Origin of the sequence: Arabiibacter massiliensis (assembly GCF_902386925.1) — a bacterium.
GTDB classification, from domain to species: Bacteria; Actinomycetota; Coriobacteriia; order Coriobacteriales; family Eggerthellaceae; genus Arabiibacter; species Arabiibacter massiliensis.
In genome coordinates, this window is record NZ_LR698996.1 from 3,153,198 (window position 1) to 3,168,550 (window position 15,353).

The 15,353-nt window shown below is 66.2% G+C and carries 9 protein-coding genes; all 9 read left to right on the top strand.

The window, feature by feature from the left end; genetic code table 11:
• The first annotated feature begins 9 nt into the window (after nucleotides 1–9).
• Nucleotides 10–549, top strand: a complete 540-nt coding sequence (gene rplF, locus FX134_RS13530; RefSeq protein ID WP_080803052.1) for a 50S ribosomal protein L6 — start codon at nucleotides 10–12, stop codon at nucleotides 547–549.
• A 37-nt stretch (nucleotides 550–586) separates the two neighbouring features.
• A complete protein-coding gene (rplR, locus tag FX134_RS13535) occupies nucleotides 587–955 on the top strand; it encodes a 50S ribosomal protein L18 (protein ID WP_080803055.1) in 369 nt (122 codons plus the stop codon).
• Nucleotides 956–970: 15 nt separating this feature from the next.
• A complete protein-coding gene (gene rpsE, locus FX134_RS13540) occupies nucleotides 971–1,501 on the top strand; it encodes a 30S ribosomal protein S5 (protein ID WP_080803058.1) in 531 nt (176 codons plus the stop codon).
• Nucleotides 1,501–1,692, top strand: coding sequence for a 50S ribosomal protein L30 (gene rpmD / locus FX134_RS13545; protein WP_080803060.1), 192 nt, complete (start codon nucleotides 1,501–1,503; stop codon nucleotides 1,690–1,692). Before rpsE ends, rpmD begins: the two co-directional genes overlap by 1 nt.
• Nucleotides 1,693–1,837: 145 nt before the next feature.
• Entirely contained in the window at nucleotides 1,838–2,287 is a 450-nt protein-coding gene (gene rplO, locus FX134_RS13550) for a 50S ribosomal protein L15 (protein WP_080803063.1), read from the top strand.
• Nucleotides 2,281–3,564 carry a preprotein translocase subunit SecY gene (secY, locus tag FX134_RS13555; protein WP_080803066.1) on the top strand — a complete coding sequence of 428 codons (1,284 nt, stop codon included), beginning with the start codon at nucleotides 2,281–2,283 and terminating at the stop codon, nucleotides 3,562–3,564. The genes rplO and secY overlap by 7 nt, the downstream gene beginning before the upstream one ends.
• Nucleotides 3,565–3,754: 190 nt before the next feature.
• Nucleotides 3,755–12,043 (top strand): InlB B-repeat-containing protein, encoded by an 8,289-nt coding sequence (locus FX134_RS13560; RefSeq protein ID WP_172623496.1) that lies wholly within the window; start codon nucleotides 3,755–3,757, stop codon nucleotides 12,041–12,043.
• A gap of 404 nt (nucleotides 12,044–12,447) precedes the next feature.
• A complete protein-coding gene (locus FX134_RS13565) occupies nucleotides 12,448–13,074 on the top strand; it encodes an adenylate kinase (RefSeq protein WP_080803073.1) in 627 nt (208 codons plus the stop codon).
• A gap of 136 nt (nucleotides 13,075–13,210) precedes the next feature.
• Entirely contained in the window at nucleotides 13,211–15,343 is a 2,133-nt protein-coding gene (locus tag FX134_RS13570) for a cytochrome C oxidase Cbb3 (RefSeq protein WP_232050964.1), read from the top strand.
• Nucleotides 15,344–15,353: the final 10 nt, after the last annotated feature.

A 15,353-nucleotide genomic window follows, 5' to 3' on the forward strand; every position in this document is an offset into this window, starting at 1 on the left:
AGGTTTGATATGTCTCGTATCGGCAAACTGCCCATCACCGTTCCTGCCGGCGTCGAAGTGACCATCGACGGCACCACCGTGACGGTGAAGGGTGCGAAGGGCGAGCTGACCCGCACGTTCCCCGAGATCATGACCATCAAGCAGGAGGGCGGCGAGGTTATCGTCGAGCGTCCTGACGATTCGCGCGAGGCCAAGGCCTACCACGGCCTGGTGCGCACGCTCATCGCCAACATGGTGGAGGGCGTGTCCAACGGCTTCTCGAAGAAGCTGCAGCTCGTGGGCGTGGGCTACCGTGCCGCGCTCAAGGGCAAGGACCTCGAGATGCAGCTCGGCTTCTCCCACCCCGTGTTGGTGGAGGCTCCCGAGAACATCACGTTCGAGGTTCCCAGCCAGACGGAGATCATCGTGAACGGCATCTCCAAGGAGCAGGTCGGCCAGGTTGCGGCCAACATCCGCAAGTGGCGCAAGCCGGAGCCCTACAAGGGCAAGGGCATCCGCTACGAGGGCGAGCATGTCCGTCGCAAGGTTGGCAAGGCTGGCAAGGACTAGGCGCGAGCCGCGAACGATTGAGATCGAAGGGATAATCATGAACAAGCTTCAGAAAAAGCAAGCTGCGTTGGCTCGTCGCCATCGTCGCGTTCGCGGGAAGATCTCCGGCACGCCGGCTCGTCCTCGCCTGTGCGTCACGCGCAGCAACTCCAACATCTACGTGCAGTTCGTCGACGACGTCGCCGGCAAGACCATCTGCGGCGTCTCCACGCTCGGCCCCGAGTTCAAGGCCACGGGCAAGAGCGGCGCGACCGTCGAGGGCGCTGCCGCCCTGGGCGAGATCGCGGGCAAGAAAGCGCAGGAGTCCGGTGTCACGGAAGTCGTGTTCGACCGTGGCGGCAACCTGTATCACGGCCGCGTGAAGGCTCTCGCCGACGCCGCCCGCGATGCCGGGTTGAAATTCTAGAAGGGGTTAAGGTCTATGGCTCGTAACAACAAGCAGGACAACGCCGCAGTCCCCGAGCTCGAGGAGCGCGTCGTCTACATCAACCGCGTGTCGAAGGTCGTCAAGGGCGGCCGTCGCTTCGCCCTCACCGCGCTCGTGGTGGTCGGCGACCGCAACGGCCGCGTGGGCGTGGGCATGGGCAAGTCCCAGGAAGTGCCCATCGCCATCAAGAAGGGCGTGGAGGACGCGAAGAAGAACATGTTCTCCGTGCCGCTGACGGCCGAGAAGACGCTGCCGCACGAGATCGTCGGCGAGTACGGCGCCGGCCGCGTGCTCATCAAGCCGGCCACGCCCGGTACCGGCGTTATCGCCGGCGGCGCGGCGCGTGCCGTCATGGAGCTCGCGGGCGTCACCGACTGCTTCGCCAAGTCGCTCGGCACCGACAACGTCATGAACGTGGTCAAGGCCACGGCCGAGGGCCTCAAGGAGATGCAGAGCCCCGAGCAGGTGGCTGAGCGCCGCGGCATGTCCGTCGCCCAGATCTACGGCTGGAAGGAGCAGAAGTAATGGCTGACGCTAAAAGGACGCTGCGCGTCACCCAGGTGAAGAGCGCCATCGGCTGCCCGGGCGACCAGGGCAAGACCCTGCGCGCGCTGGGCCTGGGCAAGATCAACCGCACGTCGGACCTCGTGGACAACGAGTCCGTGCGCGGCATGATCTTCAAGGTCAAGCACCTTGTGACCGTTGAGGAAATCTAACCCTCGCGGGAAGACAATGCTATACTAAGCGATTGCGTGCCCTCAAGCGGCGCGCAATCGCTTCGTTGTAAAGGAAGTTTGCTGGCGGCGAGCTGCCAGCGCCGGGCGAAGAGGGCCCGGAAGCGACAGAAGGAGAAGCATCACTATGGAACTCAAGGATCTCAAGCCGGCTGAAGGCTCCCGCAAGGCGCGCAAGCGCGTCGGCCGCGGCAACGGCTCCGGCACGGGCAAGACGTCCGGCCGCGGCATGAACGGCCAGAAGTCCCGCGCCGGCGGCGGCAAGGGCGCCGGTTTCGAGGGCGGCCAGACCCCGCTCGCGCGTCGTCTGCCGAAGCTGCCCGGCTTCAAGAACATCAACCATGTGGAGTACCTGCCCGTCAACGTCAAGCGTCTCGAGGAGGTCTTCGAGGCCGGCGACGTGGTGGACGGCGAGAGCCTCAAGGCCAAGGGCGTCATCAAGCACGCCGACGCGCTGGTGAAGGTGCTCGGCGACGGCGAGATCACCAAGGCGCTCACGGTCAAGGTCGACAAAGTGTCTGCTTCCGCCAAGGCGAAGATCGAGGCGGCCGGAGGAAAGGTCGAAGAGCCTTGCTAAGCTCTATCATCGCTGCATTCAAGGTTCCCGAGCTACGCAAGAAGATCTTGTTCACGCTCGGGATCTTGGCGCTGTACCGGTTCGGCGCGTACGTGCCGGTGCCGGGAATCCCGTTCAACGAGTTCGCCAACCAGTTCACCCAGAGCGGCGGCGTGTCGATGACCATGCTCGACCTGTTCACAGGCGGCGCGCTGTCGAACTTCTCGGTGTTCTCGCTCGGCATCATGCCCTACATCACGGCATCGATCATCATGCAGCTCATGCAGGGCGTCATCCCGGCTGTGGGCCGCTGGGCCAAGGAAGGCGAGACGGGCCGCCGCAAGATCACGCAGGTGACGCGCTACCTCACGCTGGGCCTGGGCCTCATCAACGCGGTGGGCTACCTGCTGCTGTTCAAGTCGCCCCAGTACGGCGTGGTGTTCACCACCGACATCCCCGAGATCGTGACCGACATCCTCGTCGTGTTCACGCTGGTGGCGGGCACGGCGTTCATCATGTGGATGGGCGAGCTCATCACCCAGCGCGGCGTGGGCAACGGCATGTCGCTCATCATCTTCGTGAGCATCGTGTCGCGCGTTCCGAACGCCATCTTCTCGTCGCTGAACCTGACGGCGGACACGGGCATGGGCATCGCCATCACGGTGGTCACGCTGCTCGTGGTGCTCGCGTGCATCCCGGCGATCATCTTCGTCGAGCGCGCCCAGCGCCGCATCCCGGTGAACTACGCCAAGCGCGTGCAGGGTCGCAAGATGATGGGCGGCCAGTCCACCTACATTCCCCTCAAGGTGAATGCGGCGGGCGTCATCCCCATCATCTTCGCGAGCTGCCTCATCTACTTCCCGGCGCAGCTGGCGGCGCTCTTCAACGTGGGCTGGCTGACGGCGGTGGCCGATGCCATCTCCACCGGCTGGGTGAACTGGATCCTCACGGTCCTGCTCATCGTGTTCTTCGCGTACTTCTACACCTCCATGGTGTTCAACCCGGAGGAGACGGCCGACAACCTGCGCAAGCAGGGCGGCTTCATTCCCGGCGTGCGCCCGGGCACGGCCACGGTCACCTACATCAAGAACGTGCTGCATCGCGTCACGCTGCCCGGCGGCATCTTCATCGCCGCCATCGCGGTGGTGCCGACGATCATCTTCTACTTCACCGGCAACACGCTCATCCAGGCGTTCGGCGGCACCTCGATCCTCATCATGATCGGCGTGGCCCTCGACACCATGAGCAAGGTGGAGAGCCAGCTGAAGATGCACAACTACGACGGCTTCTTCAAGTAGGAGAGCCTGACATACGCGCGATCGAAGGGGGGCCTGCGGGCCTCCCTTTTTCATCGCTCTTCACCTGTTCAGCCGCAGATAGAACGCGGCATAGGGGTTTCCCCTCGAAAACGCGCTGCGACGCTCGTTTGATGCAGAAATGGTGTGTTTCAGCTCGCATACTGTGAAATTCGAGATGAGGAAGGATGTCATGGCGGAGATCGAGTATGCAGACCTCGCTCAGCCGGCTGTCGCCGCACGGCATCGCATAGCCAAAACCTTCTCTTCCTTGCTGAAACGCATCCTCCCGTTCATCGCCGCGCTCTTGGTCGCATGCGCGTTCGCAGCTGCCGCCCCTGCCGACAAGGCATATGCGGCCAGCACCACCGGGCGATGGACCATCCTATACGGCCAGTCGTTCTGGGCCCACAACTCGAAGGAAAACGTTACGAGTCTCTCCGAAGTGCGCGACTTCTATAACAGCTCGTATCCCTACGTGCGCATCCATGCGCAGCAGACGAACAAGGACCTGGATGCCGGCGCCGTGAACGGGAACGTGGGCTGGCATGCGCCCGACAACACGACGCGCGCCTTCACGAACGGCACTGGTGTCGAGACCACGTACAAATCATGGGACGGCAATTCCTCGACGCTCCACCTGGGGAAGAACTCGACGCTGCTTGTGGGCAGCAATGTGCATATCGACCACTACGGGGCGCACCACCACGCGGTGTACTGCTCGGATACGGCAGAGCTCTACGTGTCGGGGGTGCTGTACTCCAACGGGACGTACGCGCTGAACGGTGCCAAATTCGGCACGGTCATACATAAGTCCTCCGGGGGCGAGCTGTCGGGGGTCGGCGGGGGCATGAACAACGCCATCGGCTATCTGAGGAACTCCTTTATCTTTCGCCTTCGCGCGGGGTCGTACGTGAGCCAAATCGGATACCAGGACTATCTCATGCCTGCGTACGGTTCGTTCGGCGAATTCTGGTATGACTACGGATCGACGGCTGTCATAGAGGCGGAAACGGATTCGGTGGGCTACTACGTGCCGGGTTGGACGCTGAAGCCGGGTTCGACGAATACCTACACCACCACGCAAGGTGCAGATGGTGACTACGATTACATCGTGAACGCGGCGCGGCTCACCTACAACGTGACGTTCTACGATGGTAACAGGAACGTGGGCAATGCCACCCGCGACTACGGGACGGACTACGCCTACCCCAGCGCCAGGGACTACGGCATGGCGAAGGAAGGCTACCGCCTTGCCGGATGGACTGACGTCCGCGGTGGAACCTCGGCGAAGTGGAAGGTGGGGGAGACGTACCGCAATCTGACCTCCACCCTCAACGCCACCGTCAACCGCTATGCCGTATGGGAGCCGAATCCCTCTACCGTGCGCTTCGACGGCAACGGCGCCGAGGGCGGCACGATGGCCGACCAGGCGTTCATCTACGATGCCGAGCAGGCTCTCTCTCCGAACCGGTTCACGCGCGAGGGGTATGAGTTTTTGGGATGGAGCACGTCGCCTTCGGCCGCGACGGCCCAGTACGCCGACGCCCAAACGGTGAAGAACCTCACGAAAGTCGAGGGGGCCACGGTTGTGCTGTACGCGGTGTGGGGGCAGCTTTCCTACGCCTACAACACGCCCCCTCCCGCAACGGCGAATGGCCTTGAGGCGTCGGTTGCCTACGATCCACCGAGTCCCGCTCCCTTCTGCACAACGGTGACGATGCGCGTTACGCTGAAGGGCACAGCGGCCGCAAGCGGGGTGCATATCGTGTCGGTGAGCAGCGCGGATCTTTCGCTGGCGGAATCGTACACCGTGCAGACGGTGCGCGGCGGCGCGGTGGACGAGGCGCGCACGTTCACGTTCACCGTGCCCAGCCACGAGGTGGGCGATATCCACTTGGAGAACCGCGTAGTGGTGCTGCCCGATATGTACAGCCAGTCGTTCACTTACGACGGCCAGCCGAAACCCTACCTGGTGCCCGACGGTATCGAGGGCGTGGAGGTGGAGCGCATCGCGTACTCGCGCTTGGGCTCCTCCGATGTGCCCACCGAAGAGCCGCCCGTGGATGCCGGCGACTACGAGGCCGCCATCACGCTGCGGTTGGTGGAGAACGGCGCCACGGTGCCCATCAGCAAGCCCTTATCCGTGCGGCAGCGGCGGCTGGCATGGGACGCCCAGGCGCTCTCCGCGCAAAGCAGGGAATACGACGGCACTACCGACGCCGCGGTGAGCGGCGCGCTGGCGCTCGACGGGGTGATAGAGGCCGATGCCACACAGGTGGACGTGCTGAACGCCGACGTGTCGCGCGGGCAGTTCGAGAGCGCTGCCTGCGGCACGGACAAGCCGGTGGAGGTGGACGTGTCGGCCGCCGGGCTCTCGGGCGAGCGCTCGAACAACTACCTGCCGCCTTCTTCGGCGCCAGTGCTCAGAGCCGATATCACGGGCCTCGTGCCTGCCATCGTGTACGGCGACGCGCAGGCGGTCGTCTACAACGGCCGGCCGCAGCAGGCGCTCGCCGCGAACGGCCGCCCGCTGGTCACGTTCACCGATCCCTACGCCACCAGCGTGGTGCTCAACGGCGAGCGCGAGGCGAACGTGGCCTACACGTACTACGTGGACGCCGCGTGTCTGCAGAAGACCACGGAGGCTCAGGGCGCGCTGGGGATAGGCACCCCGCCAGCCCATGCGGGCACGTACTATGTGAAGGCAACGTTCGCGCCCGGCTCCGGCCAGGAACAGTACAACGCCTTGGAGAGCGACGCCGTGCCCTTCGTCATCCGGAGGAAGGCCGCAGGCCTCACTGCCGACTGGCGTGATCCCTTCGTGGGCTCGCGGGGGCTCGTCTACACGGGTTCGGCGCTCACCCCGGACGTGCGCGCCCTCGACGGGCTGACGGAGCTGACGGCGGGCGTGGATTTCGACGTGGAGTACCTGGGCAACATGAACGTGGGCACGGCGCAGGCACGCGTGGCATTCAAGGGCAACTACGAGGGCTCTATTCCGCTCACCTTCGCCGTTAACCATGCTGTGTACGCGGCCGACGCGCTCAGGGGAACGTTCCCTGCAACCGCCGAGGCTTCCTACGACGGGCTGACGCATGCGGTGGCGTGCGACCCCTATCAGCTGCTGAGCATCGACACGGCGTTGTCGGTGACCTATCGCTACACCGGGGCGGACGGCACCGTCTATAACGCGGCCGATCCGCCTGTGAACGTGGGTGCCTACGACGTGGAGGCGCGGGTGACCACCGCGAACCCCAACTACCGCTTCCCGGCCAGCGACGGCGGCACCGACCAGGCGTTCATTATGAGGGCGCGGCTCAACATCGTCTACGAGCACAACGCCATCACCTTCAAGTTGGAAGGCGGGCAGGTGAACGGCGACGGCGCCCACGTGGTGTGGCCCGACGCGAACCGCTACACCAAGCTGGCGGACAACCACGGAGGCGTGCCGGCGCCGGTGAAGCCCGGCTGGGAGCTGGCCGGATGGGAAAGCGGGGGCGCCGTGTACGTGCCGGCGCGCGCCGGCGAGGAGGAGGTGCGCGACGACCGCGCCTACACGGCGGTGTGGCGTGCGGCCGATGTGGACGTGACGTTCGATGGCAACGGCGGCGCCTTCAGCGGCGGCACGGGCCATCGCAGCTACGCGCAGCCCTACCTGTCGTCGATCGATTTCGCCAAGATAGCCAAGCCCGCGAAGGCGGGTGCGGTGTTCGGCGGCTGGGCCGAAACGAAGGAGCAGGCCGACGCGGGCCAGGTGGTGTGGCGTCCCGAAGGCGGGGACGGCCTGGCCGATTCCTTCGCGTTCGACGCGCCCGCCGGCAAGACGTACTGGGCGGTGTGGAAGGAGGCCCAGTACACGGTGACGCTGTTCTATAACGGCGGCACGGCAAACGGCCAGGTGACGCAGCAGTTCACCATCCCCTACGGCCAAGAGATCGCCGCGCAGGGCCGCACCATAGCCCAGCCTGTGCTAGATCCGCTGGAGTTCCAGGGCTGGAGCGACGCGAACGCGCCTGCGCTCGACGTTATGTCCACCGAGCAGCTGGGCCGCCAGCAGGTGACGGGCGATGTCACCTACGTGGCCATCTGGAAGGGCGAATCGGTTGTTACCACATTCAGGGAATTCGACGGCGCGGGGTCGCAGGCATCCTACACGGTGCCGAAGGTGGACAAGCTTTCCATGCTGCCTATCGCGCATCCGGTGGTCACGTCGCCGGAGGGCAGGAAGTTCAGCGCGTGGCGCGTGGCGGAAAGCGGCGACCCCAACTTCCCGCGGAATACGCTGTACACCGATGCTCAGCTGTTCGCCAACAAGAAGGTGCTCACGGGCGACGTGGTGTTTGAGGCCCAGTTCGAGGACGACCCCTACACGGTGTCATTCGAGGTGAACGGCGGCACGCTGGAGACGGGCGACGCCGTGCAGATGGTGGAGCATGGCGACGTCCCGCGCGCGGTGACGGCGAAGCGGGTGGGCTACACGCTGGAAGGTTGGCTGAACGTGAGCACGGGCCGGGAGGTGGCTCCGCAGGATGTGGCGGCTACGCCCATCGTGGAGGATACGGTGTATCTGGCGCAGTGGGCCGCGGATATGAAGACAGTGGAGTTCAACGCGAACGGCGGGCTGGGCGGACGCACGCTGGAGGTGCAAGCGGGCAGCACCGTGGATGTGTCCACGGTATCCGAGCCCCGGCGGCTGGGCTTCAACTTCGTGGGATGGGCCAGCTCCCAGGCGCTGGCCGATCAACGTATAGCCGATGTGACGGCCAGCGGCAACCCGGTGCTCACGGTGACGGAGAACCGGGTGCTCTGGGCCGTGTGGTCCGATGAGACGCACCGCGTGACGTTCCAGGATGACGCGGGCGCACCCCTGGCTGCAGGCAACGTGCCCTACGGGCAGCCCATCGCCTCGGTGTTCGGCAGCCCCGTCGACGCGCCCGAGTGCGAAGGGAAGACGTTTGCGGGGTGGCTGGCGGTGAGCGTCGGCTCCGTGGCACCGCTCGAGTGGAGCGCGGTGTCCGCGCAGATTCCCACGGGCGATGCGGTGTTCCGTGCCGCGTATCACACGGTGGAGCATACGCTCGCCTTCGCGATGGGCGCGGGTACGGGCGGGCCCACGGCGCAGACGCGCGCCTGGGGCACGTCGTTGGCGCTGGCCGACGTAGCCGCGCCCACGCCGCAGCCGGGCTACCGGTTCACGGGCTGGTTCGACGACGCGGGCGCGGGCGGCATCCGGGTGGAGTCGTTCGGCTTTAAGGCCGATGCCACGGTGTACGCGCGCTACGAGGCTGTCGACGTGGCGTTCCGAGTGGTGCATTGTACGCCGGCCGATGGCGGCGGGTGGACGGAGGCGGTAGCGGACACGCTCATGGGGGAGACGGGGGCGACCGCCGCGTTCTCGGAGCATCCGTTCGAGGGCCTTGCGCTCGACCGAACGCTTACCACCTATGCGTCGAGCGCGCATCCGAATGCCTCGCCCGACGCGTTGGCCATCGCGGGTGACGGGTCGCTGGAGGTGAGGCTGTACTACCGGCCTGTGCTCTACGAGGTGCGCTACGGCACCGCCTCTGCGGGCGGCGCGTCGAAGCCCGCCGACGAACCCGCCTTCAACCGGGTGCAGGAAAGCGCGTTCGGCCAGGTGGTAACCATGCAGCCCGACCTGGCCGCCGATGGCTACACGTTCAGCGGCTGGCTGCCGCAGGGTTCCTACCCGCCCGATTACGACCCGCAGCAGCGCACGTTCACCATGCCGAGCCGCGCGGTGGAGCTGACCGGCACCTGGACGGCGAAGGGCTACTTTGTGGCGTACGACCTGGCGGGCGGCACGGGAAGCTTCGCGGATACGACGGCCTACCGCGTGGGCGACCGCGCGCCGGTAGCGGCGGGCGTTCCCGTGCGGCCGGGCTTCGCGTTCGGCGGCTGGACCGACGAAGGGGGCACGGTGTACCGCGAAGGCGATAGCGTGCCCATCGGCACAACCGATGTGCGCTTGACGGCCGTGTGGGAAGCCGAAGAGTATCGCCTGGCCTTCGACATGGACGGGACGCCCTCTTCGCCCGCGCCGCAGCCGATTGTCGGCAAGGCGGGCGATGCAGTGGAGCTTCCCGCCGCGCCGGTGTGGGAGGGTCGCGAGTTTTTGGGGTGGAAGAGCGGGGAGAGCGGCGCGGTGCTCGCGGACGGGTCGCCCTATGTTGTGGGCACGCAGGACGAAACGTTTACGGCCCAGTGGCGCGTGCTGGACTACCGCGTGGCGTACGACCTGGCCGGGGGCACGGGCGACGTGCGCGACGACGACGTTCACCATGCGGGCGATGCCGTGGCCGTGGCTGCGGGGGAACCGGCGCGCGAGGGCTACCTGTTTGGCGGATGGGTCTTGGACGACACGCCGGTGAGCACGACGTTTGCCATGCCCGCCCGCGACGTGACGCTCGCGGCCACATGGCAGGCGCTGGCCGGCACGCTGTGCTTCAACCTGGATGGCGGTCTGGCGGGCGAAGGGGACTTCAGCGACCGGCCGGTGGAAAGCGGCGCTGCGGTGGCGCTGCCCGCCGAGGCGCCCGTGCGGAAGGCGGCCGTGTTCCTAGGCTGGCAGGACGGGCAGGGCACGCTTTGGCAGCCGGGGGAGGAGTACGCGGTGCCGCCGCTGGAAGGGGAGGGCGCGCAGGTGGCGTTGACGGCGCAGTGGTCGGTGGCGGATGACTTCGGCGTGGCGTACGACCTGGCTGGTGGCACGGGCGACGCGCACGACAACGCGCGCTACCGCGCGGGCGAGCAGGTGCCGATTGCCGCTCAGGCTCCCGTGCGCGATGGGTTCGCGTTCGGCGGGTGGCGCAGCTCGGCCGACAGCGCCGTGTACCAGCCGGGCGACGCGGCCACCATGCCGGCGGCCGACCTGGTGCTTACGGCGGTGTGGAACGAGATAGGCACGTACACGGTGGTGTTCGGCGGCAACGGCGGCGCCCCGGGTGTGCAGCAGGTGTCGGGCGCTGCGGGGTCGACCCAGGCGTGCCCGGCGGCTCCGGAACGGGAGGGCTACGAGTTCCTCGGCTGGCTTGCGGGCGATGGGCGGCTGTACGCGGCGGGGCAGGAGTTCGTCATGCCCGAGGGCAACACGGTGGTCACGGCCCAGTGGAAGGGCATCGACGCCGTGGTGAGCTTCGATGCGGCGGGCGGCGTGCCCGCGCCAGAGGATATCGCCGTGAAGTACGGCGACTACGCGGTGATGCCCGGCGCGCCCGTGCTGGCGGGCCAGGTGTTCGCTGGCTGGAACGACGGCGAGGGGGTGTACGCGGCTGGGGCGTCGTATCCGGTGCTCGCGGCCACTGTGGAGCTTGTTGCGGTGTGGGAGCCGGCGGGCTACACCATTGCGTATGACCTGGGCGGCGGCGTGTTCTCGGAAGCGGCGCCCGCGCACTACGCTGCAGGCGGCGAGTTCTTGTTCCCGGTACCCACGCGCTCGGACAGCACGTTTGAGGGTTGGTTCGTGGACGGAGACGAAGCGCGGCCGAAGGAGGGTATCGCGCCCGACGACACGGGCGACGTGCGCCTGGTAGCGAAGTGGAGCGTGGGTACGCATGCGCTGTCGGTGCAGGCCCCTGCGTTCGGCGACTTCCAAGAGGGTGCGCGGCCGGAGGCGCAGCCTCTCGTGGTGGCGAACGAGGGCACGCTGCCTACCGACATCCTGTCGGTGGCGAGTTCTTCGGAGGCGTTCGCGGTGTTCGGCGAGGGGGCCGTGGTGGATGCGGGCGACGCGATCGATACCTGGCTCGTGCGGCCTGCGAGCGGCCTTGCCGCAGGTGACTACACGGCCACCATCACCGTGTCGTATCGCGATGTGGACGGCGCTGTAGCGCAGGCGCAGACCGAGGCCTCGGCGAGCGTGACGCCCGCTCCTGCGTTGGAGCCTGAGCCTGAACCGGAGCCCGAGGCGAAGCCGACGCCCGCACCCGCGCCCGCGCCGCAGCCGCCGTCGGGCGGCGGCACGGTGACGGAGTACGTGTACCTGTCGAACGGCGCCGTCGCGTCAGACGTGCCCGCCGATGCGCCTGACGAAACGCCCGTCCCGGAAGAGCCTGAGGACGTCGAAGAGAATCCCGTGGCGCTTCACGGTGGAAGCCGTACGCTCGCCTTCAAGTTGGCTGGCGGCACCATGGTGCTCATGGAAGGTGCGGACGGCGCCTTGGGTGTCACGTTCGAGCCCGCCGGCTGGGATTTCCTCGGTCTGCCTCTGGGCGGCTGGGAATTCTCGGGCCTTATGGTGGACGGCCAGGTCGCTGAACCCAACGAGAACGGCGTGTACGCGCTGCCCGCCACGGGCGACCACACGCTGGCGGTGACGTTTGGTCGTACCGGCCTGAATGCGTTTTTGAGCGCCTGGTGGGCTGTAGCCCTGGCATCCGCCACCGCGGGTGCTGCCCTCTACGCCCTTGCCGCCGCCCTCATCCGCCGCCGTCGATTGGGAAAAGCGCGCCGCGCGTCCTGAGCGGACGGGCCGTGCATCATGTCTGAGCGGAGGCCGAAGCCGAAGGATCCCCTGCGGTGCCAACTGGATGTCTTCCTGCTGACGCCGCGCGGGGTCCTTCCACTGCGCTCACTGCGTTTGCTTCGCTCAGACGAAGGGATGCTTCGCATTCTGCATGGAATTGACGTTTGTGCGAGCTGTTTGTTTTGGCTAACTTGCATTTCGGCGCATCTTGCGCGCATTGTGCCTGGTCGTAGAAATCGATCGGCCCTTTTCGCGAGTTAGCCGAAGTAAACAGCTCGCACAAGCGCAAATCTTGTGCACCGTCTGCCTGTCGGGGCTGTCTTTCTGTTGAAATATGCGCGGGCGGGGCAGGGCTTTGGTACAATACGCCGCATCGATAGTATGTCGAAAGGAAATCACTCATGAACATCGTGTTGTTGGGGGCGCCGGGCGCGGGCAAGGGCACGCAGGCGGACAAGCTGGTCGAGGAGTTCGGCACGCCGCACATCTCGACGGGCGACATGCTGCGCGCCGCCGTGAAGGCCGGAACGGAGCTGGGCAAGAAGGCGAAGTCCTACATGGACGCGGGCGACCTCGTGCCCGACGGCGTCATCATCGGACTGGTCACCGAGCGCCTCCAGGATCCGGATACGGAGAGGGGCTTCATCCTCGACGGCTTCCCGCGCACGTCCGCCCAGGCCGTGGCGCTCGACGCGGAGCTCTCGAAGCTCGGCCGCCCGCTCGACGCGGCGCTTCTGATCGACGTCGACTCCGAGGTCATCGTCAAGCGCCTCACGTCGCGCCGCATGTGCCGCGACTGCGGCTACATCGGCAGCGCCGCCGATGCCGTCTGCCCGAAGTGCGGCGGCGAGATGTACCAGCGCGATGACGACAACGAGGCCACAGTGCGCAACCGCCTCGACGTGTACGAGAAGTCCACGGCACCGCTCATCGACTACTATCGCGGCTGCGACCTGCTCGTCTCCATCGACGGCGACCGCGACCCGAACGTGGTGTACGCCGACGTCAAGCAGGCGCTCGGCCTGTAAGAGCAGGGCGCGAACATTTCCTGTGCGTTGCCGAAGGATGGGGCCTGATCTGCCCCATCCTTCCCTTTTTCCTCTATAATCCTTAACCACTATGCCAACCGTAAGAAGCAACATAAGCTACGTCTACGGGCGCTTCATGGCGGCTCATCGGCCTGCGGTGCGGCACTTCGTGAAGAGCGGGATCGTCCTGCTCGTCGTCGCGCTTCTGCTGGAGGCGTTCGTCTTCAACATGAACTTCTTCCTGTCGGCGGGCTACAACACCATCAACCTGAACGACAAGCTCACCCTGCAGGAGACGGCCGACGGCCAGTACAAACTCACGGCCGTCAACCACACGCTCGAGTTCTCCAACCTCAACACCGAGGTGCACAACGTCCGCCTCGACTTCGACCATGAGCAGCCTGCCCAAGAACTCACCGTCAACATCCACTTCACCGACGAGGCGCACCACACCTACTTCGACTCCACCGAGTACACGCGCGGCGTGCCCGACGTGAACGTGTCCACGATGTCCGGCCAAAGCGAGTACATCAACCTCAACACCGCCGGTTTGGTGGGCAGCCTGCGCATCGACATCGCCGGCGAGGACGTGAGCTATCCCATCAAGCTCAAAAGCGTCACCCTGAACGCGCACCATCCGTTCGACTTCAACATGACGCGCTTCGCCGCCACCCTCGGGCTGCTCGCGCTCGTGTTCGCGTTCCGGCCGCGCTCGGCCATCTACCGCATCGGCATCGTGGACGAGCCCCGCAAGTCGAAGGCCGCCATCATCGTGGCCGTGGCTATCGAGATGTGCCTGATCAGCTCGTATCTGTTCATGGGATCGAACCTGGTGGGCGTGGCGACGAAGGACTACAACAACGGCTCGTGGGACGGCTCGAGCATCGTGAACACCTTCGAGGTGGGCGGCGACAACGCCCAGCAGTACGCCGAGCTGGCCAAGGCGATGGCCCACGGGCAGCTCTACCTGGAGGAGGAGCCGCCGCAGTGGCTCCAGGACATGGCCGACCCCTACGACAAGGGCGCGCGCGACGAGGCGCAGAAGGAGACGGGGGAGGCCTACCTCTTCGACGTGGCCTACCACGACGGGCACTACTACGTGTACTTCGGCGTGGTGCCGGTGCTGCTATTCTACCTGCCGTTCTTCCTGCTCACGGGGGCGAACTTCCCCACGGCCATCGGCGTGCTGCTCTCCGTGCTCGCGTTCGTGCTGGGGTGCTCGGCGCTGCTCGACCGGTTCGCGCGCTACCACTTCAAACGCGTGAGCCTGGGGCTCTACCTGCTTCTGCAGATACCGCTCGTCATGTGCTGCGGGGTGCTCTACCTGCTGAAGTTCCCCACGTTCTACTCGCTGCCCATCGCGCTCGGGCTCGCGTTCTCGGTGTGGGGGCTGTACTTCTGGATGAAGGGCCGCGCGTCGTCGCGCCCGGAGAAGTGGTATCTGGCGGGATCGCTCTGCATGGCGCTCGTGGCGGGGTGCCGCCCGCAGCTGCTGGTGCTCTCGCTTCTGGCGTTCCCGCTGTTCTGGCGGGTCTACATCACGAAGCGCCGCCTGCTCACGCCGCGCGGCGCGCGCGAGTTCGCCTGCCTCGCCGCGCCCTACCTCGTGGTGGCTGCGGGGCTCATGTGGTACAACAAGGCGCGCTTCGGCTCGGTCACCGACTTCGGGGCCAACTACAACCTCACGGTGAACGACATGACCAAGCGCGGCTGGAACGTCGGCCGCCTCGCGCCGGCGCTGTTCGCGTACTTCCTCCAGCCGCCGAGCGCCACCGGCGTGTTCCCCTTTCTGCAGGCGGCGCCGTTCGACACCACCTACATGGGGCAGACCATCAAGGAGGCCACGTTCGGCGGCATCCTCGCGTGCCTGCCGGTGCTGTGGATCCTCCCGTTCGCCAAGCGCATCCTGAAGCTGCGGTTCAGCCAGCGCTCCACCCGCACCATCGCCGGCGTCATCATCGTGCTGCTGATCGGCGGCGTGATAGTGGCGCTCGCCGACGCGGAGATGGCGGGCATCCTGCAGCGCTACTTCGCCGACTTCAGCTTCATGTTCCTGGCGGCCGTGGTGCTGCTCGCGTTCGTCGTGAACGAGAACCTCGCTCCCGGCTCCACGACGCAGACGCTGCTGATGAAGGTGCTGCTCGCGCTGGTGGCCGTCTCGGTGCTGTACAGCGTGCTGCTGTGCTTCGTGCCCGAGACGGGCTGGTACTCCGACGTGTACTCTTGGGCGTATCAAGACATCCTTGAGACCGCCCAATTCTGGACATAGACTGTAAGCC

Bases quoted from the DNA above. Each gene is read 5' to 3' on its own strand.
- rplF (WP_080803052.1), top strand. From the start codon at position 10: ATGTCTCGTATCGGCAAACTGCCCATCACCGTTCCTGCCGGCGTCGAA.
- rplR (WP_080803055.1), top strand. From the start codon at position 587: ATGAACAAGCTTCAGAAAAAGCAAGCTGCGTTGGCTCGTCGCCATCGT.
- rpsE (WP_080803058.1), top strand. From the start codon at position 971: ATGGCTCGTAACAACAAGCAGGACAACGCCGCAGTCCCCGAGCTCGAG.
- rpmD (WP_080803060.1), top strand. From the start codon at position 1,501: ATGGCTGACGCTAAAAGGACGCTGCGCGTCACCCAGGTGAAGAGCGCC.
- rplO (WP_080803063.1), top strand. From the start codon at position 1,838: ATGGAACTCAAGGATCTCAAGCCGGCTGAAGGCTCCCGCAAGGCGCGC.
- FX134_RS13560 (WP_172623496.1), top strand. From the start codon at position 3,755: ATGGCGGAGATCGAGTATGCAGACCTCGCTCAGCCGGCTGTCGCCGCA.
- FX134_RS13565 (WP_080803073.1), top strand. From the start codon at position 12,448: ATGAACATCGTGTTGTTGGGGGCGCCGGGCGCGGGCAAGGGCACGCAG.
- FX134_RS13570 (WP_232050964.1), top strand. From the start codon at position 13,211: ATGGCGGCTCATCGGCCTGCGGTGCGGCACTTCGTGAAGAGCGGGATC.